A 24,748-nucleotide genomic window follows, 5' to 3' on the forward strand; every position below is an offset into this window, starting at 1 on the left:
ACGCCACTTGGCGGCTGCCAAATGACGTCTACATCCATTACAATCAGTATGCGTTCTTGAATCCGTTGCGGATCGTGCGCAGAATGATTTTGATATCAAAAAGAATGGACCAATTCTCGATGTAGAAAATATCGTGTTTGATCCGTTCCTCAATCGAAGTGTCTCCGCGCAGACCATTGCTCTGCGCCCATCCCGTGATGCCCGGGCGTACGTGGTGTTTCACCATGTACTTCGGAATCTCCTCTTTGAACTGTTCAACGTAATAAGGACGCTCCGGCCTAGGGCCAACCACGCTCATATGACCAAACAGGACATTGAAGAATTGTGGCAGCTCATCCAGACTGGTCTTCCGAAGAAACGAGCCGAACTTGGTGCGGCGCGGATCATTTTCCACGGTCCAGCCCGTATCCGGTGCCCCCTCCGGCAGCGGCTTCATGGAGCGGAATTTATACATATAAAAGTTCCTGCGGTTAAGCCCGACCCGCTCCTGCTTGAAAATGACGGGTCCCCGGGAAGTCAAACGAATACCCAGGTAAATCCCGATCATCACCGGCAGGGTGAGGATAATCGCCACTAACGAGAATACAATATCGAATGCTCGCTTAAACAGTCGGTTTGCCGCTAGATCCAGCGGGATATCGCGCACGTTGATCATCGGCATCCCCGCGAAGTTATCAAACACCGGCCGTGCTGGGAGGTAATCGAAAAAGTCCGGAATAATCAGCGTTCGAACACCAGCTTTTTCACACGCGGCAATGATCTCCGGGTATTTGTGGTGCGCATCTAGTGGAAGTGCTAGTACGACCTCATCGACAAGCTTTTCGTTTAGCACCTTACGCAGATCACTGACCGAACCCAGAATGGGTTTAAGTCGTCTCGCCTCGATGTCGTCCCACTGCTGGTAATCATCCAGAAAACCGATAACTTCATATCCCAGCTCCGGGTATTGCTTCAGATTTTTGAAGAAGCGCTTGCCCAGCGTACCAGCACCCACGATGAGCACGAATTGGCGGTTGTAGCCTTTTTCCCGAAAATGCTTGAGGGATTTCTTGAGGAAATAACGGTATAGGATAATGAATGCTACGTTAAGAATCATGTAGATGGCGAGATACCAACGGGAGATATTCACCTCTTTAACAAAAAACATAATACTGAGGAGGATGAACATCCCGATGAAATGCATCTGGAAGATTTTCAAAAATTCCTCGGCAAAGCGCTTTTTCCGCTTCGGCGAGTACAAGGTAATCATGATGCCGACAGCCACGGCAACCGCACCGTAGATCAAGCTCCACATTCCGTAAGATTCGATGGGCAGCGGTTTTTCGTACGGAAACCAACCGCTTTCGAATTTCATCCACCAAGCGAGCAGAAACGCCAACTGGATAAAGGCAAAATCGGTCAACATATACAATTTGGTCAGAAAGCCCTGATTCTGGCGGATCATGATTTCACCTCCATTCCACCTGAAGATTGCGTTATCGTTGCTGGACGAATAGGCTTAAGCCGGTTCATAAGCAAGGATAAGAGCAATTTTAAACCAACGCCTACATAGACGGCTCCATTAACGAATATGTTGTATTTCTGCCGGTAATGCTTCCGATGAAAAAGAATCATAGCCCGATGGAACTCATATATGATCTTGAATGGCCTACGTCGGGCGCTGCCGCCTTTATAATGGATAATCGTGGTCCGAGGATAATAGTGAATGCCCCATCCCGCCTGCTTGATGCGGTAACACCAGTCAATATCTTCCCCGTACATAAAAAACGTCTCATCCAGCCCGCCTACCTGCTCAATCGTCTCGCGACGTACCAGCATGAACGCACCAACCAAACAATCCACCGGATACTCGACGTCCGGATTCAAATACCCCAATTGATACTGGTTAAACTCCGGCTTGTTCGGGAACAGCTTGCTGAGCCCGAAGGCATAGTAAAAGGAAGCCGAAGGCGTCGGGAACCCTCTTTTGCAGGCCTTATCCAGCGAACCGTCCGGGAGGACGATTTTACATCCAGAGGCCCCAACGATCGGATTGTAGTCCATAAAAGCGACCATCGTCTGGATCGTATCCTGCTGGATAATCGTGTCGGAATTCAGCAGCAGCATATAGCGACCTTGCGCCATTTCCATCCCCTGATTGTTCGCTTTGGCAAAGCCGGTATTCTCCGTGTTCTCGATCAGCTTGACCTGCGGGAATAACTCTCGGATGGTCTGAACCGACTCGTCCTTCGAGTTGTTATCAATCAAAATGACTTCATATGTATATTCCGTCTCTGATGCAAACACGGATCGCAAACAGTCCACCGTCAGCTGACAGGTATTGTAGTTCACGATTAAAATGCTTAAATCCATTGCATAACGTCTCCTGACAAATATAGTAATCTATCGACATTATAGCATAGTTCGCGGGGAAATAAGGAATATCAAGGAATAAGTTTGCTCTGTCCTCTTCCATTCAACTCTCATATAAACCCGATCAAAATAAAAAACTTGAACAACAAACTCTCTGCCTTGGATTGTCTGTACAATTTGCTCTTGCGCGCATAATGTAATCTATCGATGAATTTTGTGCGAGATGCGAGAAATAACTCCAGCTGTTCTTTCAGTTCTCCAGTCAATCGCGATCCATAGATTCGATGAAACTCGCTCGCTTGTTTATGCAGCAAGTCTTTGCCTGTATGCCTCTTAAAACTGGCCCATTTGCTCTTCAACTTACCCACGATGGAGTTACTGCCTCCTACCACATTATTATTGTGCTGACGGTATAACATGGACGGCGTGTTATCGTAGATTACGGTTCCAAATGCGGATACGAGCAGGTAGAACCACCAATCGTGCATAAGAACCTTTTGGCTGTCCACCGATTTACTATTTATAAACAGGTTTCTTGTTGATCGATTCATCGTAATCGTTGCGCCAATGGCAATATTCTCGTATAACGCATTGAAGAAAGAAGGCTCCTGAGCAGGAGGTTTAGGCCATGCACCTTTCTGGTTTAACTCGTCATCCGCAAGGTAGGTCGATGTAAATACCATCGCCGGTACTTCTGTATATATAGATGAATTCAAACGTGCTATAGCATGCTCTACCTTATGATCAAGCCACACATCATCCTGGTCACAAAAACAGTAGTAATCAACTTCGGCGTCTGCAGCACGCAGCAATTCAAAGAAGCTGGACACAACGCCAACATTTGATCCTTTTATGAGCTTGATCTTATCGGGGTGTGTTGTCACCCAATGGTCGAGAAGCTCTATCGTTTTATCAGTCGATCCATCGTCTCTTATCAGGATGGAGACAGCACCATGCGACTGATTGAGAATACTCTGGATTTGCTCGGATATATATTGTTCGCCGTTATAGGCGGATAACAATACTTGCACTTTTTTCATACGGGAACCTCCGAAAAAAACACTTGATATCAATAATCTCGTAGACAAAATTCAACTGAGAGGTCTATAGAGAAGGGAGTTAGCTAAAAAGGCCAGATCATACAGATCAGGCCTTTCGAGTCGCTGTATTCATTTTAAGTATAGTTCAGGGTGCTGCTTCATATCCAGCATAAACTGCTTCAGTCCTTCGCGCCAGTGTGGCAAATCCTCAAATTGGTTTAGTCTGATAGCTAAATGATCCATGAACGAATTGGCCGGACGTGGAGCGGGTCTGGGAAACTCTTCAGTAGTACAAGGGTGCAATTCAGCGGTTATGGTAAGTCCCAATTGTGCACGAGCCTCTTCGAAAATGGCGCTAGTAAACTCATACCAAGTACAAGAACCACTGTTGGAGGCATGATATATCCCGTATTTTTCAGTGGAGATTAAGTTTATCAAGAACTGAGCCAGATTTACGGTGTAGGTAGGCGAACCTTTTTGGTCGTTAACCACTTTTAACAGCGGTTTTTCTTGTCCTAGACGAAGCATCGTTTTTACAAAGTTGTTGCCGTGAAGCCCGAAAACCCAAGATGTTCTTACGATAAACCACTTAGAGCAGAAATCCCGAATCATCTGCTCTCCCGCAAGCTTGCTTCTGCCGTAAACCGTTTGCGGATCGGTGTCGTCGTACTCAACATAAGCCGTCTCACTAGTCCCGTTAAAAACATAATCCGTGCTGATATAAACTACGGTGGCACCGATTTTTTCGGCGGATACTGCGATATTTCTCGTACCTATTGCATTCACAAGATACGCACCATCCGTATCACTTTCGGCCTCATCCACGGCCGTATAAGCTGCGCAATGGATGATAATATCCGGATTATCAGCAGAAATAATCTGTCCGCATTGCTCCATGCTCGTAATATCCAGCTCTGCTCTCCCGCAGCCGATAACCTCATGTCCAGCATCAGTTAGCACGCGCGACACATCTTGCCCTAACTGACCGTTTGCCCCGGTTACGAGTACCTTCATTCAACTTCACCTAACCGCTTGCCGTACTGCTGGGCCATATAGTTCCGATAAGCACCAGACTGGATACGTGTCCACCAATCCTTATGGTTCAAATACCATTGAATCGTTTCCTTAATGCCTGTCTCGAAGTTATGCTTTGGCTTCCAGCCCAGCTCATTCGCCATTTTCGCAGGATCAATGCCATAGCGGCGATCATGACCTGGTCGATCTGCTACATATGTGATCAAGGATTCCGGCTTCCCGAGCTCCTTCAAAATCGTTTGTACGATATGCAGATTGGTTCGCTCATTGTTGCCACCGATGTTATAGACATCACCTATTTTCCCCTGATGGATAACAAGATCGATCGCACTACAATGATCCTCAACATACAGCCAGTCCCTTATATTCAAACCATCCCCATATACAGGCAGGGATTCATCATTTAGAGCCCGAGAAATAATAAGGGGGATCAGCTTCTCAGGGAATTGGTATGGACCGTAGTTATTTGAGCAACGGGTAATGTTGACCGGCAGACCAAAGGTCTCATGATAAGCTCTTACTAACAAATCCCCACCTGCCTTGCTGGCTGAATAAGGACTGTTAGGAGCAAGTGGCGTCGTTTCAGAGAACAAACCGGTTTCGCCCAAGGACCCATATACTTCATCCGTGGATACTTGGACAAACTTAGTCACGCCATATTTTTGGGCTGCATCCAGAAGAACCTGTGTCCCCATGACATTGGTGTTCACAAAGATTTCCGGTTCCAGAATACTGCGATCCACGTGTGATTCTGCCGCAAAATTAACAACCACATCGATACCCTGTTGGAAAATCGCGTCCACTGCTGGTTTGTCAGCTATATCTGCTTGCACAAAAGAGTAGTTAGGGTGGTCTTGAACGGATTTTAAATTTTCAAGGTTGCCCGCATACGTAAGTGCATCCATGTTGATGATCTGGTAATCGGGATGCTGCTGAATCATATATAAAATAAAGTTACTACCGATAAAACCGGCACCGCCGGTAACAAGAAGTTTCATCCTCACTGCCCCCTACTCAAAATTCATCTCTGCGTCTTTCAGCAGCGGGTGCCGCTGGTCTTTATCCGATAATATCGGTTTCGACGTTGGCCAATCAATCCCCAAGGCCGGATCATTCCATAATATGCCCCGGTCATTCTCAGGGGAATAATATTCGTCCACTTTATAGAGGACCTGGGTATTGGGTACAAGCGTACAAAAACCATGAGCAAAGCCTTTAGGCACCAGCAGCTGACGATGATTATGTTCGCTCAAAATAACACCAACCCACTGACCAAAAGTAGGGGAGCTTTTTCTAATATCTACGATCACATCGTAAACAGCGCCTGTTAAGACACGTATGAGTTTGGTTTGAGCCTTAGGGTTGAGTTGATAATGAAGACCACGCAGAACCCCGGCTTCGACGGACAAAGATTGGTTGTCTTGGATGAAGTTATAGGTAATGCCATGCTGCTTAAAAAGTGAATCATTGTAACTCTCCATAAAAAAACCCCGGTGATCGCCGTGGACCACCGGTTCAAGTACAAAAGCGTCTGTGAGTTTTAAAGGAGTTACGTTCATCGTTCAATTCCTCCCTAACTACAGTTTAAGTTTTCCGAAATCATCACCGAATCGGACATCTCTAGCCAATTCATTGGCCCGAGCGAGCGACGTATGCGTACCAGCATCCGTCCACCATCCTTGAAGAACATCAAAGGTAAGCTTTCCTTGTTTAATATATGCATTGTTGACGTCTGTGATTTCCAATTCGCCACGAGCTGAAGGTTTCAATGTCTTAATGATATCAAAAACTGTGTGATCGTACATATATATTCCCGTTACGGCATAGCTGGACTTGGGATGCTCCGGTTTTTCTTCAATAGAAATGATCTGGCTGCCTTGTATTTCCGGAACACCAAAACGGTTTGGATCAGGAACTTCCTTGATTAGGATCTTGGCACCGGATCTTTGACTTTGGAAGTTGGCCACATAGGTGGAGATGTCATCCTCAAACACGTTATCGCCGAGGATGACAGCGATTGGTTCACCACCTGCAAATTGCTCTGCGAGGTTTAACGCTTGAGCAATGCCTCCTGCTTCATCCTGCACTTTGTAAGTGAAGGAAACCCCCATTTCACTACCACTGCCCAATAAGTTTACGACATCCCCCATGTGGTCCTTCCCCGTCACAATGAGTATGTCTGTAAGGCCAGCTTGACGGAGTTTATATACAGGGTGGAAGATCATCGGATATGCTCCCACTGGCAGCAGGTGTTTATTGGTGACTTTGGTTAAGGGGTAGAGACGTGAGCCTGTTCCGCCTGCTAAAATAATCGCTTTCATTCGGAGTGTCTCCTCATATTTCTTTCTTCATAACCGCCTAAATTAAGAAAATTCAGTATGCAAATGAACTTATCCTGTAGAATGATCCTCTGAACAATAAGATATTAGAACAGAGGATTGTTTTTTATTCATCAGGAATTCTCTTTCCCTCATTTTAAATTATCTAAAATGGAATTTATCTATGATTCATCACCAACAATTCAAGACATAAAACATTACTTAAGAAATCAAACATGAACTCAACTAGCAGACAATTTACACCCTCTGCTAGCCTACTAAGAAACAATAGTCGAAGTTTTACCTTACCCTAAAAAAGAGACAGCTAGAACTTCCTCAATTACAACTGTTTGTCTAACGAACTACTGTTAATAATCATATTTATAAGACATTACATACGAGCTGAAACAAGAGTGCGTTATCTACCGGTTGAATAACAATTCGACACAGATATAGCCTTTTTTAGCCTCAGTCCTTGTCTATGCGCTCATTAAGCCATCCCATTTTGAGCCGCCGGGAAGGCACTTTATCCATATTGCTTGTTAGTGGTACAGTGAATATGCAGATCTTTGGCTGTATTTCCAATAGTTGATTCTCCAGACATGATACGCAGTACAACGTGTACTATAAATGCATAATCATATTTCTTCTTCAGCCACATGTAAACCATACCTTTGTTTATTATAGAGATTTTTTCTACCTGTCCACCTATTCAAAACCATGAGCCTGTTAAATTACAAATCGTACAGTTAAAAGGATTCGCCGATACCTTTCGGCACTTAACAGAAACCTTTGGTTATCCGCCTTCCTTATTCTTTTCACCAAATGTCCATAGCTGATTCATAACAAAATTACTTATGGCAACAAAAATAGTGGAGATCCCCATACCATAGAAATAACTCCAATTAAATAAATTCACAGTCGAATATAGTATAATTAAATTAATTACTAGTCCAGTTAAAGAAACTATCAAGTATTTAAAAAAGTAAATTGTATTTTTTCCTTTTACTCGAAAAGTCCAACTCTTGTTCAGAAAAAAAGAAATAGCTAAAACTATTATAAATCCCAGAAAAGAGCCAATTATAGGTGACAAGTCCATTATTTCAACAAAAAAGATAGTCAATATTATGTGGACTATCGCCCCAATCAATCCTACAATACCATATTTGATTAATTTATAAAGGCTATTCTTATATAACAGCAGTGACTTTTTTATCTTCATCTTCGAATGATTCAACATTATGTTTTCTCTTTCCTATTACTTGAAGTTCTTCAGAAACAATATAGCGCGGCCTTTGTTTAACCTCATTATAAATTGCAGCAATGTATTCACCAATAATCCCTAAGCAAATCATAAGTATACTTCCAGTAAATAATATTAACAAAATTACAGTGGTAAATCCTGTTACTGAATTCCCAACTATTTTATTGTATAGCGTTTGTCCACCTAATACTAATGCTAATCCTAAAAAAAGCGCCCCGAAAACGGTTACCAATCTTAGAGGAATTGAGGAAAAGGAAACGATCGCGCTAATCGCCAGTTTTATTAGGGAAATAATCGACCACGTTGATTTTCCAGCAGCACGCTTTGGTACTTCAAAAGAAAGTGTAGTTTTTTTAAAGCCTAACCAGGATGTCATTCCTCTGAAAAATACATTTCTTTCTCTCATCTTTCCCCATTCATTTATCACTTTTCTATCCAAAAGTTTGAAATCAGAAGCCCCGTTTAGCTCATAACCTGCTAATTTGTCAATAATATTATAAAATACTTTTGCACCAAATTTATTAATAAAGGGCTCATTTCCACGATTTGTTTTAACACATTCAACAACTTCATAATCTTCATTAATCCATTTCTCAATCATTGTGTGGATGAGGTATGGAGGATGTTGCAGATCAGAATCCATTATTATTGCTGCATGACCTTTTGAGTTATCTAAGCCAGCACATAGGGCTGATTCTTTGCCAAAATTGCGACTAAATTTCAAAGCGCGGATCTGGGGGATCTGAGACTTCAGGTTATTTATTCTCAGCCAAGTATGATCTATTGAACCATCATCAATAATAATTATTTCATAATTAAATCCCGTCTTTAACATTTCTTGGTTAATATTACTAATACTTCTTTCGATATGTTCTTGCTCATTATAAACTGGTATAACGACTGATATTAATTTATCCATATTATAATCACCTATTTAATATTTTGGTTTCAATGATGGATTATCAAGCCCAATACAAAATCAAAGGCCTGATTCTGGCGAAAAGGCAAGCTGCTTTAGTCAAGTCATTAATTGTCAAAATGAAGCCAGTAATTCAAATTAGCGTTTACCTGTGTCTATTACAGCTGGAGACAAGGTACAACATTCAGAGATCTAGAAAATCGACTCTTTACTCTGTAATGTCTGTAATGTGCTCATATGTGGAATATCAGCGATCACTTTCGGCCCATGGTGAAGGGCATAACATCATAAGATGACTCCGCAGAAGTTAGCTAAGAGTTCTAAGGAAGTAGTGGCCGTAATTCTGTATTTAAATTCGTTCATTGCATCGGATCTTACCAGTGCTGGCCTGTCTCCAACACAGCCCTTAAGTGTCACCTTTACTTACACAATAGTCTAAAAATCAAGGCTCCCGAGTTATATGAATTTGAGCTCCTAGTTCCCTTGTATCTTGATTAATACCTAATTTAATAGGGCTAAAGGTTTTATCTATCCTAAATCTTAATATAGTTTCCCCCTTTTTAATCGGAAGACTATAATTATAAACGCCTTGATTATTTAGTTTTAAACTTTCTATAATCCTATTGTTAGAATCAATAAATTTTATTTCATTCGTAGTAACATAACCTGGATAGTTTACTACTATGTTTAGCACTCCATTTTCAGGAGATTCAACTTTATATACCGCCTCTTTCCCTATCCAACCGTCTGAGTATTTCCCCTCCCAGCTAGTTCTTTCTCCTATAGATTTCACTTGAAACAACTCATAACTCAGTTCCATCTTTCCGAACCCTAGTTTTTTGTTTTTATCAACATATAGTGATTTCGCTGAGAAGGCATCACTAGATTTTAAATTAAGTATCCAATTGGATTCTTCGAAATAGTTAGATTTATTCTCAAAAAAACCAAATCCTCTAACTTGCCAAATAGACTGAGTGTTACCTTTAAAAACTAATACATAATCATTTTCTTTAGGATAACTCTCAGTATCCTCAGAATTGTCATCTATTGAATACAAAGATTTAATTTCAGGTGTTATTTCAACAGAGGGATCAATAAGACTTCTTATGCCATTAACATTTAAGTTGCTTGATAGCTCCAGATTTTTGAGTAACAAATTCGTCTGATACACCGGCTCCTCATAGAAGTTCCAATTAGTAACAAATAAATTTTCGTTTGGTTTAGCTAGTTTTGTATATTCTTTAATAGCTTCACTATAATTTGATTCCATAGCTTTTTGTGTCATAGCTATATAAATCCCGTAATTAAGTGAGTGAGCTTTTGCTAAGACTAATACTATTACAATTGAAAAAACTAAAAACTTACTAGTACTTCTCTGCTTTGTTTTGGAATCTACAATATAAGAGTAAACGTATATTAGCAAGGAAGTATTTGTGAATGCAGAGACTACGTAAAGATAATATCCAAAAGGCCATCTCCAGATTAAAAGTCCCGACAAGTACCCAAAAGACATTACGACCAAAGAAAAAACAACTCCATTCTGTATAGAGAATTTTCCTTTGATCAGATCACAAATAACATAGTATAAAGAAAAAAATAAACACAGCCCAGTAATTATTATTGTCTCTGGAGTTTGGGCTAAATAATAGATGAGATTACTTTTGATTAAAGTAAAGTTAATATCATATTGGGAAGTATATGTACCACTATCTGATGAATTTATCACGCTATAAATCAACCTGTTACTAATTACACCAACAAATATAGATATTAATATAATTGTTACCCTGCTAAGCCTATTTTTCTTGATTTCCTGCTTATTTCTGAACCAAAACAATAATGAGTATATAAGCAAAGCAAACCCAAATGCTAATAATACAAGAGCTGTTTCCTTAACCCACATAGCTATCAAAGTGAGTGAAATAAGAAGAATAGAGAGTAAAGTAACCTTTAAAAAACTCGAAGCTTGAATTATGCTTAATATAATGTGTAAAATCAGGAGAATAAACAATAGTAATAAATGTTCTGATTTCCCAAGAGAATAAACATTCTCATAGAATGGAGAGCTTAGCAGAAAAAAAAGAACTGATAATAAACCTATGAGTTGCTTTTTAAGAAGCCGACATACCAGCAGATACATTAATAAAAGTGAGGTTAGTACAATAACACTCTGTGCAAAATAAAAACCAAAGGGGGAATCCCCGAAAATATAATTTATTATACCATAATAAAAGTACACAACAGGGAAATATCTCCCAGTCCCATCAGGGATCAACCAAGCTTTATCAATAAACACCTCTTTAGACATTTTGATAACAGTCGGTGTATCCAGATAAAACCAATTACTTTTATAGAATGAATAGCCCGTGAATATTGTCCAAAAGATTATTATCACTATGAAATAAAACAAGTGCCTTCTCTTTGAATTAATAAGCTTCATAAGTTTCCTTTCTTCTTTCTCATACTTACCTTGTGCAATTTTTATCAAACGAGTCAGCTTCAAGACTCTATCAAGCTATTAATTATAATTATTGAAGCGATATTTCAGGAATAATTTTAATGCAAAGAAATTGATTTGTATTTTCGACAATATCCCCTTTTCTCTTCCCTCTTTACTGAAAATCATGATTGCGTAACTTTTAACCCAGCCCCATGGCACATACCCCAAATACTTTTTTAATAGATTAAAGGCCTCACTAAAATGAAGTTCTTGATTGTTTCTAGTTTTAGTGTTTTTATGATCTCTTGAAAATGCAGTATACTTCCTAAGATATCCCAACTTACCCTGTTCTGATATCCTCCACCATAAATCATAGTCCATGCACATATGAAAAGAGGGATTCACCCCTTCTACTTTTTCCCAAACTTCTCTTCTAATTAGCGTGGCAGGCTGACAAATTATACAGTTATTTGATAGAGCTAAAATTGAAAAATCTTCTGTTGGATATGATTGTATAATAGTGTTGTTCATATCGGTTATATATGCTTGTGCATATACCATGACAAGATTTTTATGTTTCTCTAAGAATTGAACCATATCGCTCAGTCCATGTTCCATAAAAACATCATCTGCATTAAGCCAGCAGACATAATCTGTTTTTGGGAGATTGAATACACCTTCGTTTATAGCAGCAGCTTGGCCATCGTCCTGATGAGATCTCCAATAATGTATATACTTCTCGTATTTGTTGATAATACTTCTTGAGTTGTCACTTGAACCGGCATCTAATACTGCTAAATAAATATCTATCCCATCTTGAGATATAATACTAACTAATGCCTCTTCTAGATAACTTCCTTGATTTAGGTTTGGTACCACTACGGCAACAGTTGGTTTCGAATCAGTTAATCTTTCAACCATCGTTCAGTACTCATCACCTTTTCATATATTCCTATCATTTGTTCACTTGCACGTGTCCAAGAAAACTTATCAGCTTGAATTAATGATTTCTGAATTAATTCTTCACGAATTTCTTCATTATTCATCTTAATCATCGCTTCAACCAAACTATTGACGTCTCTAGAATCAATTGTAAAACCCGCCTTACCTACTACCTCAGGTAAACTTGAATTGTTACTTGTTATAACTGGAGCACCACAACTCATTGCCTCTAACACAGGAAGACCAAACCCCTCATAAAGAGATGGATAAATAAACGAGTGGCAATTAGTGTATAAAACAGATAACTCATCATCAGTTACATATCCCAAGAATTTTGTTTTATCAGCAATCCCTAACTTTTTGATTTTTTCCTGGATATCATTTTCAAGCCACCCTTTACCACCAGCAATATATAAAGGTCTCGTCTCATTATGATTCTTCACCATTTCTGAGTACGCCTCTAACAAAAAGCTATAATTTTTTCTTGGCTCAATGGTTCCAACACCAAGCCAAAATGAAGACTCTCCCAAACTAAACTTATTCTTAACTTTTTTTATGATCAATTCATCTTCTACTTTATTTAAGGTAGGACGGTTCCCTAAATATACAACTGATACTCTATCTTCCGGATAATGCGGAAAGAACTTAAGAAATGATTTTTTGGAAAACTCAGAAATTGTCACAATATGATCTGCATAAATGCTGGCTTCAAAGGCACCGTTTGAACAAACAATTCTGTTTTCCTCTGTTGTAAATTCAGGGCAATCCATGTATCCCATGTCGTAAATTGTCATTATTCTCTTGCAATTTAACTCTAGTGGAAAACTAAAGTTATTAGAATGCACTATATCAGGATAGTCGAGGAGCTCCATCTTATCTCTAGCACTATCCCATAATTTATTTACTTGACTCCATGATAGTTGTAAAAATAAACTTTTAACATTCTTATCATTGCTTGAATATGCATGTCTATAGTTAGGATGTCTATAACCATAAAAGACAGGATAGAGAACATATTCATTTTTTTTATCCTGCTCTAATATGTGAGATATCATTTGTTTCGAGAAAAATCCGCAACCGGCCATATCTTCTGCTGTTTGGCTAACATCAAAACCTATTTTCATCGAGCTTCCTCCGAGGCCATTCTTTTAGCATGCCTTAACCAAGACATCATTTCTTTAAACTGTCTAATAGGAATGTGTTTTTGATAAATAAAGAAAAGAAATGCTGACTTTTTAACCATTGTCCTTACAAACTTGTAATTTTCAGTGCCATTCGTACGAGTTAAACCTTCTTCTTCAGCTAGCACATGTGCTAAATTATAAATCCATCTCTCTGGAACTGTCTTGAATTTTTCTTTAATCATAGAAATTATTTCTTTATGAACCGCAACCCTATTTCCTAATGTTTTATTTTCTACATACAGTCTAGAACCTGCCAATTTTTGTTCCAAGTAGTAAAAAGGTTTGTCCTTTCCAATCCTAAGCCAAAACTCATAGTCCATACAGTAATTTAGATCCTTATTAAGTCCCCCGTATTGTTCAATAACACTTTTCCTAAAGAAAACAGCCGGTTGGCAGATATAGCACACTTCTTTAAGCCTTTCATAATCCCATTTTTCAGTATAATAGTCCTCCATGTATTTATCTGATTCATCGATATGGTCAGCCTTACCGTATATCACATCAACTTCAGGATATTTTTCAAACACTTCCAAAACAGAGTTTAAAGCGTTAGGATAATAAATATCATCTGAATTCAACCAACCTATAATTTCCCCACTGGCTCTCGTAAAACCCTTATTAACTGCATCCGATTGACCCTCATCTTTTTCTGAAGTATAAAACAGCTTATCGCCATAACTCTCTAAAATTTCAACCGAATCGTCCGTACTGCCACCATCAAATACAATTAACTCCAATCCTTCTACATTTTGCTCTATAATACTATCCAAAGTTCTTCTTAGAAAATGCCCCTGATTATAAGATGGAGTCACAATAGATATTTTAGTTTTCATATTCTCCAACCTTCTTTAATTTTAACTACTAATAATTCATATAAAGGATTTGATCACATGTCCGTCTTCATTCCCCTGGATATCCATTTTAGATATTAAAACCCCTAACTCCCGATCATCTGGGAGTCCAATTTCAGAAGGAATAAAGGTAGCACTTACTTCAAGCGAGATTTCCTTCGCTTCTTTTGATATACTTTCCTTTATTACAATATTTTCACCTGAAAAGATATTGATCTTTTTAATCTTATTATTATTCTTAATTATAAGTTTGACTTTTTTATTCGGGCTAAAGGGTGGTAAATTTACTTCTACATTCAAAACTCTACTTTTTTCGGTATTACTTTTTAAATATATATCGATCTTTTTACCTGACCATCCATCCGCGTATAAACCCTGGATAGTATACTTATTGTTAGACTTGCCATTGGCTGTCTTTTTTATTAAATTGTGATATTGTGTTATCATTTGAGTATTATCAAATTTCATCACTTGTAAAAGGCCCTTTTCTCTCATTCTGTTTTGCGTCTCTGCATCAGCCATTACTTCATAGATTCTCTCAGCAATTTCTTCAGGTTTCCTTGGATCGAAATAAAGAACAGCATCTCCACCGACTTCAGGTAAACTCGTTTTATTGCTACAAAGAACTGGAACACCCGAAGACATGGCTTCAGCTATTGGGATTCCAAACCCTTCAAATAAACTTGGGAACACTAGCGCACTGGAACCGGCCATTAAAGCAGCAACTTCTTTATCAGTAATATATCCACAATGATGTACACAATCTTTCAAGTTCATTTGCCTAAGAATATCTTCAAATTCCTCTTCCTTACCTAAAAGATTTCCTGTTAGACACAGGTGTAGCTCCAACTCTGGACGCTTATGCTTCAGAATTGCCATAGCCATTAACAAAATTCTATGGTTTTTATGCTGCCAAAAATTCGCAGGGTAATAGAGATATTTCCGTTCAGAAAATCCAAATTTATTTATAATTTCTTTAATTTCATTTTCATCTAAATTATTGGCACGATTTTGTATGCTGATATGAATTACCTCCGCCTTATCGGGAGGGAAATCCAACTTATCAACAAAAGAATTTTTAGTGAACTCAGAAATACACGCCACATAGTCAACTTTCTCTGCGATATCAATGTAAAATTGTTTTCGATGATTTAATTCTTCCGAACTAAAAAATTGAGGGTAATATTCATGCTGTAAATCATAAATCAAACTTAAAATGGGGATCCCTGGTTCAGAATAATTAATGGCACTCATAGGACAGAACAGAACATCGATAGACCGGGACTTAAGTATATAATTCTTATTATCAAAATAATTTATTTTTTTAAATAATTTAGAGGTTTTGCTTTTTATTTTGGACAACAATCTACTTTGGCTTTTCCGCCCATTATTAGGGGAACTACTAAGAAGTATGCGTTCAATTCCCATCTTTTCAAAAGGTTCAAAAAAGTCATGATTCCATTCAGCAGTAATTAAATAATATTTATCTGCTTCCTTAAGCATCGCTAACCCTTTTATTAATTCTACAACCGTCTGGAAAGCTCCACCCATTTCCCCTGTGTTTCTTATTGGAATTACATCAATGGCAATGTTCATCTTTTCCCCCAACCTAGTCCCTAATATATCTTTTAAATAATATTCTCCCAAGCCAATGTTCACTAACTGCATGCATTAGTTTATCGTATTTATTCTGAATCACTTCATTTTCTTGTTTTTTAGTCTCAAGTTCATTTTCAACAATTTTCAAATTTTCCTTTATCTTATAAATTTCTTTATTTCCCAATTCTATACTATTCTTCATTTGCATAGATAACTCTGAATTCAACGTCTCAAGAGTTCGTATTAAGCTCAATCTTTCATCTCTATCTTTTTCTGACTCCTGACATCGAACCTGAAGTTCATTAATTAAATTCAACCTATTCTTTCGATCAACTTCGGACTCAACGAGCTTCTTCTCTAACTCCACTATTGAGTCTAATCTGTCTTTCCTATCTTTTTCACTTTCCTGCAGCCAAGACTCTAATTTCTGAATTGATTGCAATCTTAAAACAGCCTGTTCCTCCATGGCCAATTGCTTATTGTACACTTCAATAAGTGCTAAAATGATTCTTCCTTCTCTTGAACCTTCTAATATCTCTTCAACTTTTTGATAATCATTTCTTACGATCGATTTTTTTGAGGCGACTAAAAACATATCGTACTCAAATAAAGGTTGTTCCATGTGAAAATACTCAAAACCAAATTTTCTCAATAGTGCTTTCAAACTACTTTCAGTATATAGATATAAATGCTCCTGATCGATCATCATTGATAAAAAAGGATCATTTTTAGAAACTAATTCATTCATGGAATAATCATTATTTCTGAAACATGGAGTCTGAATAAACAAGTATCCTTCATCTGTTATTAATTCACTGATATGCTGTATTGTAGATAAGGGATCCGGTAAATGTTCCATTACATCAAATAACATTATGGAATCAAATTTTTTAGGTTCCCCTTCATAATCATCAATACTACCTTGTTTAACATTAATCCTATAGATATTTTTAACATAGTCTACTAACCATTCACTTAACTCTAATCCCATACTCTTATATCCAAGAGTATCTAATAAAGCTATTAAGCCCCCAGATCCGAACCCTAATTCTAGTGTTACATCTTTTGGAGAAAGATAGTTCAACACACATTTAAGCCAGTGTATGCATCGCCCAGAAAGGTCTAATCGTGTTCTATCCATAACGGAGTGTAACCCTAGATCTTCTAGTTGATGTTCTAGCCAATATTTTTTCCCATAATAAGATTCTTCTTCATCGGTTACTTTAAAAAAACTATTATCGTACCTTGGACTATTGATTAATGTACTACATGATCTACACCGCACATATTCTGAAGAATAATACTCTAAGTCTGACGAGCCACACCAACAAGACATTACATCTATTTTATCCGCCATAGCTTTACTCCTCCATCGAGTTGCTCTCAATATAGAATTTCGAATTCATATACGCGACTCCATGAAATGTTCTCCATGCCGGCCTCATAATTTCTAAGGTGGTACATCCCTCAACCCAATCATAAATAATATTCCCAACCTCAGTTTGACAATCAGAGGCGCCAACCATTACAGTATATAAACCTTGGAATAGGTTCATTTCTATTTCAAACGAAGCCTTAATAATTTGACCTTTTATGGCTTTTAATTTTCTTTTATCTAACATGTAAGAGTTCTGTCCAAAAACCACTGTATTATGTCGATCGGAAAATTGAAATGTAAAAGTTAAATCCGAAATGTCTTTCATTACTTCAGCATATATATTTAGCGTGATTAAATCTCCTGTGTCCGCGGTTCTGATTTCATTATTATCTGTATCAACAATGTTAGCACCTAGTATTTTGACGTCCTGATTACCACGGCGGATTCCCATAGCATTCTCTATATTCACTCTACTTTGCAAAGGAATATGAATCTGTGGGGAATTAGTAGTTTCTATTTGGTACGAATAAGTATTGTCGGTGTTCTGAACAGTCTTTGATTTTTTATCCATTGTATAAAATAGATTTACCATGTCTAGAGGAGTTCCTTCATCAACTACTTCGCCGTCACTTAAAATAATAACTCTATCACAGAATTTTTTTACAGTCTGCATATCATGTGTGACCAGAAGTATAGCAGTTCCATCCTCTTTAAGTTTCCTCAAAAATTCAAAACATTTTTGTTGAAAAAAAATGTCACCTACAGAGAGTGCTTCATCCACTATATAAATATCTGGCTCCAAATTCGCGAAAAGTGAAAAAGCTAACCGAACATACATCCCCGATGAATACGATTTAACAGGTTGATGTATAAAATCGCCTAGCTCCGAAAATTCAATTATTGATTGCAGTTTCCCTTTTAAATAGTCCTCAGAAAAACCCAGTAACTTCCCACTGGTATAAATATTCTGCAATCCACTTAATTCAGGATGGAATCCTGTTCCCAACTCTAACAAAGACACCACATTTCCGTGAGTGACAATAGATCCACTAGTTGGCCAAAGAGATTTCGAAAGAACTTTAAGTATGGTGCTTTTTCCAGCACCATTGTGTCCTATTATACCTAGACACTCTCCTTTACTTACCGAAAAACTTACATCTTTTAGTGCCCAAAAGTCTTCGTGTTTTTTTATCGACCCTGCACTCATCCATTCTGCTAATCTGTGCATAGGATTAGAGTAGCGTTTATATTTTTTAGTGATATTTTTAACTTCTATAGCCTTTTCCATTACACAACATCCCTTATTTCAGAGCGTAATTTTTTTAGAGTCAATAACCCTATAATCATAGTAATACTTGAAAACAAACTCATTTGCATCCAAGAATAGACAGTTGGAAATTCAGAAAACACAATGATTTTATGCAAAGAATCTATATAAACATATAGAGGGTTATACACGACAAATTGAGAGAAGAATTCCGGAAGCATGTCCTTAACATAAACAATAGGAGTTAACCACATCCATAGTTGAATCAATGTATTTAGCAGCTGCCCAAAATCTTTAAAAAATACATTTATACATGCGAATGAAAAAGTTAATCCAAGCCCCATTAGTGCTAGTAAGATTAATACAATTGGAACAAGCAACCACAAATAAGTAATGGTCCCTCCCAAAAAAAATACAACTACAAATAAAATAGACATGGAAATAAACAATACTATAGTTGATGTTAAAGCAACTTTTAATAAAAATATAAATTCTGGAATATCCAACTTTTTAAGATACGTTGAGTTTTCAATAAAAGCATTACTACCACGCATAATAATTTCTGAAAACGAAAACCAAGGAATAAGTCCTGCACATAGATAGATTGTGAACGCAGTAGTTGACTCAGTACCTGGTAATTTGGCTGCCATAACTTGAGAAAAAACAAATGTATACACAAGTATCTGGAGCAGAGGTTGGATTATATTCCACAATGATCCTAGAGAAGAACCCGCATATCGATTACGTAGTTCCAGAATAGAATTATCCCATAAATATTTTCTGTATTTCCAGATACTCATGCTTGTTCCCACCTAATTATTTGATCTATACCAATCAATAGTTTTTCTTAACCCTTCATCGAAGCTAGTCTGAGCTTTGAAACCAAATTCGGTGTATGCTCTAGTCGTATCTAAACATCTTCTAGGTTGGCCATCGGGTTTAGTATCGTCCCAGATAATATTCCCTTTGAAACCAGTCATTTCAGCGATTTTCCCAACTAGTTCCATAATAGAAATTTCATGTCCAGCTCCTAAATTAACTGGCTGACTTCCATTGTATAACTCCGTTGCTTTCACAATACCTTCTGCCGCATCTTCAACATACAGAAACTCTCTAGTTGCTTGACCAGTTCCCCATACTGTTATAGTATTTTCACCACTATTAATGGCATCAACACACTTCTTAATCAATGCCGGAATTACATGTGAAGTACTAGGATCAAAATTATCTCTCGGGCCATACAAATTAACAGGAAGAAGATAGATCGAGTTGAGTCCATATTGCTCTCTATATGCTTGGGACTGAACTAACATCATTTTTTTTGCTAGCCCATAAGGAGCGTTTGTTTCTTCAGGATACCCCATCCAGAGATCATCCTCTTTAAATGGGACAGGTGTGAATTTCGGATATGCACATATTGTGCCTACACCTATAAATTTTTTAATATTATAGATCCTTGACTGTTCAATAAGCTGAGTGCCCATCATTAGATTATCGTAAAAATACTTTCCAGGATTCAGACGATTAGCACCAATTCCTCCAACTACAGCTGCTAAATGAATAATATAATCAGGTTTTAGATCTTCAAACATTTTTTTGATTCCACTTTCAGTAACTAAATCATACTCTTTACTACGAGTTATGAATATATTTTGACATCCCATCAGTTCCAACTTCTTTACAACATGGTAACCTAAGAAGCCTGCTCCTCCAGTGACAATAATGCGATCATTTTTCAATGTAACTGCTCCTTCCAATATCGGTACAAATCTTCGATCGTTTCATTGAGTACATATACGGGCTTCCATCCCGTGTGCTGAAATATCTTCGTTCTATCCCCAATTCTAATAGGCACATCATTACTTCTTACTTTTTGAGGGTCCGTAACTATTTCGTACTTTGTTATCCCAGCATGATTAAAGAGCATTGTTATTATCTCTCGTATCGAAGAAGCTCGACCCGAACTCACATTATATATTTCGCCGCTTTGGCCATAAGTCAGTAACTTATAATAGGCATCAACGACATCCCTCACGTCCATGAAATCTCTTTTTACTTCTATGTTTCCTGTGAATATTTTTTTCTCACTATTTTCAGTCATAGAGGCAATCTGATAAGCAAAATCCGAACATACAAAGTCAGGTGATTGATATGGACCGGTATGATTGAATGGACGTGCAATAACCACATCAATTCCATATGAATGAAAATATTGTTGGCACATTAATTCTGCACATGCTTTTGCAGAGGAATATGGATTAATAGGTTTACATGAGTCTAATTCAGACAATACCGGATTTAGCGAGTTACCATATACATCAGCAGAACTTACATAAAGTATTTTTGTATTTAATTCCAACTTCCTTACACACTCTAATAAATTTAGAGTACCAAGAAATACTAGGTCATAGGTTTGTTTAGGTAGTTTTAAAGAGGTTGGAATAAACGCAGGGGCAGCCAGATGTATTATATAATCTGGCTGAAATGATTGTAGTATGTTTTCTAATCCATCTGCATTCAGTATATCGCACCGATACTTGATATTCTTCTCTTTATTTAAGAAACCCTCTGATCTTGATATTCCTAAAACATCCAATCCCTTACCTATTAAGAATTCCGTTAAAAAACCACCAACAAATCCGCTCGCACCGGTTATTAATGCTTTCAGTATAATCACACCTTATATAATCACTATCAACTATTTATTAATTAGCACTTACAGCTTTGATTTTCGCAAGATCGCTATCCACCATCATTTTTACCAGTTCTTCAAAACCAACTTCCAACTTCCAACCAAGCTTTTTCTGAGCATTTGTACTATCTCCCAACAACAAATCAACCTCAGCTGGCCGAACAAATTTTTGATCAATTACGACATACTCTTCCCAATTCAGTCCTGCATGTCCAAATGCAATTTCAACAAGCTCCTGAACAGTATGTGTTTCGCCTGTTGAAATAACATAATCGTCCGGCTTATCTTGCTGTAACATCAGCCACATCGCTTTGACATAGTCACCTGCAAAGCCCCAGTCACGTTTAGCGTCTAGATTGCCCATTCGTAATTCGTTTTGGAGACCCATTTTAATTCTAGCTACTGCATCTGTTACTTTCCGAGTAACAAACTCAACACCACGACGAGGTGATTCATGATTAAACAAGATCCCTGAACATGCATACATGTCGTAGCTTTCCCGATAATTAACAGTAATCCAGTGACCATAAACCTTTGCAACTCCGTAAGGACTTCTTGGATAAAATGGAGTGCTTTCCTTTTGAGGGGTTTCAACAACTTTACCAAACATCTCACTACTTGAAGCTTGATAGAACCTTGCCTCAGGTTTTGTCAACCGAACTGCCTCTAACATATTAGTGACACCTATCGCTGTGGCTTGACCAGTCAAGACAGGTTGCTCCCAAGATGTAGCTACAAATGACTGCGCCGCGAGGTTATATACCTCATCTGGATTAGATTTACGAACGGCATTCATTAAGGAACCCTGATCCAACAAATCTCCTTCGATAAATTCTATTTCATTTTTGATATGCTCTATGTTTTCCATCATAGGTATACTGGTCCGACGACGTAATCCATAAACTTTGTACCCTTTATCAAGCAGAAGCTCAGCCAAGTAAGATCCGTCTTGCCCTGTAATTCCAGTAATCAATACGTTTTTAGTCATTATAGTTGAATCTCCTTATTAGTTAAAATAAATTATAAATATTGTTCTAATTTCTGCATTCTTAACTCTTTTAACAGCATCTTAACTTCCTGTGCCTTGTCTTTGGTGCATATAAGAGTAACGTCTTCTGTGTCCACTACGATTAGATCTTCAATACCTAATGTTGCAATCAATTTTCCATTACTTTCAATGATACATCTCTTTGTGTCCAAATTTAAAATATTGCCTTTAATAACATTTCCATTTTCATCCAAATCATTTATTCTTTCAAGCGCAGTCCAACTTCCGACATCATCCCATCCGAATACACACGGAATGACAAAAATATCATTCACTTTTTCCATGATACCATAGTCAATAGATTGGTCAGGCATCTTAACAAATTCACTTTCTATAATTTCAGTCCTATTAGTAAATTTAAATGCAGATCTCATTGTTTCTAATATATCATGAACATCTGGCATTAAAACTCTGAAATAGTTTCTAATTACTTTTGTTCTCCAAATAAATATCCCACTGTTCCAGTAAAAATTCCCTGATTCCAAATATCCTTGGGCTGTTTCAAAGTCAGGCTTCTCAACAAACTTATTTACTTTATAAACCTCAAGTCCATTAATTAATGCTTTTTTTTCAGTGCTCTCGATGTACCCATACCCTGTTTCGGGGTATGATGGTTTTATCCCTAAAGTCACTAAACTTTTATCATCCTGAGCTACCTCTATACCCGCCTTCAATATCTTTATAAATCCCTCTTCGTTTTCAATAATGTGATCGGAAGGCAGGACTATCATGGTACTTTCTAGGAATCTCTCCTCAATAATAATAGATGCTAATCCTATACACGGTGCAGTATTTCTACCCACAGGTTCAATAATTATATTATCATGCGGCAGGTGAGGAACTTGCGCCTTAATTAACTCAGCATAAAGTCCATTCGTAACAACAAACACCTGAGAGATATCAACTAGCCTTTCTAAACGTTCTATTGACTGCTGAATCATTGATTTATTACCTGAAATATTTAGAAATTGTTTAGGAAGATTAGTGCGGCTTTTTGGCCAAAACCTCTCACCTTTTCCACCAGCCATCAATACACAAGTAATTGTCATGTTACCCTCCGAATTTCCATTTATAAATATAGTCAAGACGTCTATTGATTAATTGTCCGACTTCTTCGGGAGAATAGTTGGTTCTTATATATTCTCTACCTTTTTCAGCAATATGATTGTAATAGCTAGTATCTGTAACAAGCTTCTTCATAAAAAAAGCTGCATGTGTTAGATCCGGATCTGCCCATGATTGATAAGCCTTATAAGGCCCATAATCCTTTCCTACCTGAACTATGTGATAATCAACTAGACACGAATTGCTGGTATTCATAAAATCAGTGTTTGAAGACCAATTGGTTCCAATTACCGGTTTGCCCAAAAACATTGCTTCAGCAAGTCCTAATCCAAATCCCTCGCTTCGATGAAGTGATATAAAACAATCTATAATTGAAATCAAAGCATTTATATCATTGCGGCTAATAGTATCCTTTATAAGATAAATATTTTGATAATTACTAATAAGTTCATCAAGCTCGTCTAGTTCAGTTTTGCTGCTATTATAAGAGTTCACCTTCAAAACCAATCCAACAGAGCTATCTTCAGGCTTAAACGCTTTTTTAAATGCTTCGATCGAGGCCTTGGGGTTCTTCCGTTCTTGATAACTCTTCACATCATACATAGATAAAAACAGAAAGACTCCATCGGGTAGACCAAAGAACTCCCTATTACGAACTTCATTTATGCTAACCTGAATGGAATGCGGTATTTTCACCACAGGAACAGGACTTTTCATGGCTATTGAATCTGCCACAAATGTAGAGGGAGCCCAGATTTCATCAACAAGATCAAAAGCCTCTAACCATTCATCTGGAAAATCCGGTAACTCCCAATGCCAAAAGCCGATATTATATCGATTTTGGAACAACGAATTTCCATATTGAGCGTAGACCTCCATCATTTGTTCAGCATTAATATGAAATAAGTTAATGTTGTATTTAGGTTCTCCAATTTCCTTCGACGACCATGTAAGGTCAGACATTCTAGCACTATTCGTGCCCTTGAAATTAATAATTCCAAAAGGGATACCCGCGGAATTCATACTATTAGCAGCTATTCGACATGATTCTCCAATCCCCATCTCCGCTCGTGAATAGCCCAGTAGATTAACACCCTTTTCCAGGTTATTGCTGTAACTTTGATCTTGACTCTTTTCTAGAGGATAAGCTTTCTTCAAAAGCGCCCTTTTCACCCTTTGCCTAAAGCCGGGAGATAACAAGCGAGTTATAAGAGGCTTTGTTAATACTGCTAACTTATATGTAAACTGATATATTACCTTTTTAATATACAACACCACCGGATAACAAATATACGTAGAACAGGAATCTAGCTCCATTCCTCTCATTATGCTAGAATATTGTCGTATCTACAAG

The 24,748-nt window shown here is 37.8% G+C and carries 21 protein-coding genes; all 21 read right to left on the reverse strand.

Annotation, left to right across the window (positions count from 1 at the left end; translation table 11 throughout):
- Positions 1–43 precede the first annotated feature (43 nt).
- The 21 genes from MKX98_RS31120 to MKX98_RS31220 all read right to left on the reverse strand — a co-directional run bounded on the left by MKX98_RS31120 (position 44) and on the right by MKX98_RS31220 (position 24,711).
- Positions 44–1,444, reverse strand: coding sequence for an undecaprenyl-phosphate glucose phosphotransferase (locus tag MKX98_RS31120; protein WP_339220204.1), 1,401 nt, complete (start codon positions 1,442–1,444; stop codon positions 44–46).
- On the reverse strand, positions 1,441–2,352 hold the full coding sequence (locus tag MKX98_RS31125; RefSeq protein ID WP_339220206.1) for a glycosyltransferase family 2 protein: 912 nt from the start codon (positions 2,350–2,352) through the stop codon (positions 1,441–1,443). The genes MKX98_RS31120 and MKX98_RS31125 overlap by 4 nt, the downstream gene beginning before the upstream one ends.
- Positions 2,353–2,462: 110 nt before the next feature.
- Complete coding sequence (locus MKX98_RS31130; protein ID WP_339220208.1) at positions 2,463–3,392, reverse strand: glycosyltransferase family 2 protein; 930 nt, start codon at positions 3,390–3,392, stop codon at positions 2,463–2,465.
- Between the two features lie 129 nt (positions 3,393–3,521).
- Positions 3,522–4,406 carry a dTDP-4-dehydrorhamnose reductase gene (rfbD, locus tag MKX98_RS31135; protein WP_339220210.1) on the reverse strand — a complete coding sequence of 295 codons (885 nt, stop codon included), beginning with the start codon at positions 4,404–4,406 and terminating at the stop codon, positions 3,522–3,524.
- A complete protein-coding gene (rfbB, locus tag MKX98_RS31140) occupies positions 4,403–5,425 on the reverse strand; it encodes a dTDP-glucose 4,6-dehydratase (protein WP_339220212.1) in 1,023 nt (340 codons plus the stop codon). The genes rfbD and rfbB overlap by 4 nt, the downstream gene beginning before the upstream one ends.
- 12 nt (positions 5,426–5,437) lie before the next feature.
- Positions 5,438–5,986 (reverse strand): dTDP-4-dehydrorhamnose 3,5-epimerase, encoded by a 549-nt coding sequence (gene rfbC, locus MKX98_RS31145; protein WP_339220214.1) that lies wholly within the window; start codon positions 5,984–5,986, stop codon positions 5,438–5,440.
- 18 nt (positions 5,987–6,004) lie between these two features.
- Positions 6,005–6,748, reverse strand: a complete 744-nt coding sequence (locus tag MKX98_RS31150; protein WP_339220216.1) for a sugar phosphate nucleotidyltransferase — start codon at positions 6,746–6,748, stop codon at positions 6,005–6,007.
- Between the two features lie 1,187 nt (positions 6,749–7,935).
- Positions 7,936–8,928, reverse strand: a complete 993-nt coding sequence (locus MKX98_RS31155; RefSeq protein ID WP_339220217.1) for a glycosyltransferase family 2 protein — start codon at positions 8,926–8,928, stop codon at positions 7,936–7,938.
- Positions 8,929–9,370: 442 nt separating this feature from the next.
- Positions 9,371–11,416 carry a hypothetical protein gene (locus tag MKX98_RS31160; RefSeq protein WP_339220218.1) on the reverse strand — a complete coding sequence of 682 codons (2,046 nt, stop codon included), beginning with the start codon at positions 11,414–11,416 and terminating at the stop codon, positions 9,371–9,373.
- Between the two features lie 30 nt (positions 11,417–11,446).
- Positions 11,447–12,289 (reverse strand): glycosyltransferase, encoded by an 843-nt coding sequence (locus tag MKX98_RS31165; RefSeq protein ID WP_339220220.1) that lies wholly within the window; start codon positions 12,287–12,289, stop codon positions 11,447–11,449.
- Positions 12,274–13,434 carry a glycosyltransferase family 1 protein gene (locus MKX98_RS31170; protein ID WP_339220221.1) on the reverse strand — a complete coding sequence of 387 codons (1,161 nt, stop codon included), beginning with the start codon at positions 13,432–13,434 and terminating at the stop codon, positions 12,274–12,276. Before MKX98_RS31170 ends, MKX98_RS31165 begins: the two co-directional genes overlap by 16 nt.
- Entirely contained in the window at positions 13,431–14,327 is an 897-nt protein-coding gene (locus MKX98_RS31175; RefSeq protein ID WP_339220222.1) for a glycosyltransferase family 2 protein, read from the reverse strand. Before MKX98_RS31175 ends, MKX98_RS31170 begins: the two co-directional genes overlap by 4 nt.
- Before the next feature lie 36 nt (positions 14,328–14,363).
- On the reverse strand, positions 14,364–16,013 hold the full coding sequence (locus MKX98_RS31180; protein WP_339220223.1) for a glycosyltransferase family 1 protein: 1,650 nt from the start codon (positions 16,011–16,013) through the stop codon (positions 14,364–14,366).
- Complete coding sequence (locus tag MKX98_RS31185) at positions 15,955–17,301, reverse strand: methyltransferase domain-containing protein (RefSeq protein WP_339220225.1); 1,347 nt, start codon at positions 17,299–17,301, stop codon at positions 15,955–15,957. Before MKX98_RS31185 ends, MKX98_RS31180 begins: the two co-directional genes overlap by 59 nt.
- A gap of 4 nt (positions 17,302–17,305) precedes the next feature.
- On the reverse strand, positions 17,306–18,610 hold the full coding sequence (locus MKX98_RS31190; protein WP_339220227.1) for an ABC transporter ATP-binding protein: 1,305 nt from the start codon (positions 18,608–18,610) through the stop codon (positions 17,306–17,308).
- The gene (locus tag MKX98_RS31195) at positions 18,610–19,389 is read right to left on the reverse strand and encodes an ABC transporter permease (RefSeq protein ID WP_339220229.1); all 780 of its coding nucleotides are present in this window, start codon (positions 19,387–19,389) and stop codon (positions 18,610–18,612) included. The genes MKX98_RS31190 and MKX98_RS31195 overlap by 1 nt, the downstream gene beginning before the upstream one ends.
- Before the next feature lie 12 nt (positions 19,390–19,401).
- A complete protein-coding gene (locus MKX98_RS31200) occupies positions 19,402–20,328 on the reverse strand; it encodes a GDP-L-fucose synthase (protein ID WP_339220231.1) in 927 nt (308 codons plus the stop codon).
- A complete protein-coding gene (locus tag MKX98_RS31205; RefSeq protein ID WP_213580619.1) occupies positions 20,325–21,266 on the reverse strand; it encodes a GDP-mannose 4,6-dehydratase in 942 nt (313 codons plus the stop codon). Before MKX98_RS31205 ends, MKX98_RS31200 begins: the two co-directional genes overlap by 4 nt.
- A gap of 28 nt (positions 21,267–21,294) precedes the next feature.
- Positions 21,295–22,269, reverse strand: a complete 975-nt coding sequence (gmd, locus tag MKX98_RS31210) for a GDP-mannose 4,6-dehydratase (RefSeq protein WP_339220234.1) — start codon at positions 22,267–22,269, stop codon at positions 21,295–21,297.
- Between the two features lie 32 nt (positions 22,270–22,301).
- Positions 22,302–23,378 (reverse strand): mannose-1-phosphate guanylyltransferase, encoded by a 1,077-nt coding sequence (locus tag MKX98_RS31215; protein ID WP_339220236.1) that lies wholly within the window; start codon positions 23,376–23,378, stop codon positions 22,302–22,304.
- Between the two features lies 1 nt (position 23,379).
- Positions 23,380–24,711, reverse strand: a complete 1,332-nt coding sequence (locus MKX98_RS31220; protein WP_339224621.1) for a glycosyltransferase family 4 protein — start codon at positions 24,709–24,711, stop codon at positions 23,380–23,382.
- Positions 24,712–24,748 lie beyond the last annotated feature (37 nt).

Origin of the sequence: Paenibacillus sp. FSL W7-1332, from assembly GCF_037969785.1 — a bacterium.
Lineage (GTDB): Bacteria > Bacillota > Bacilli > Paenibacillales > Paenibacillaceae > Paenibacillus_AQ.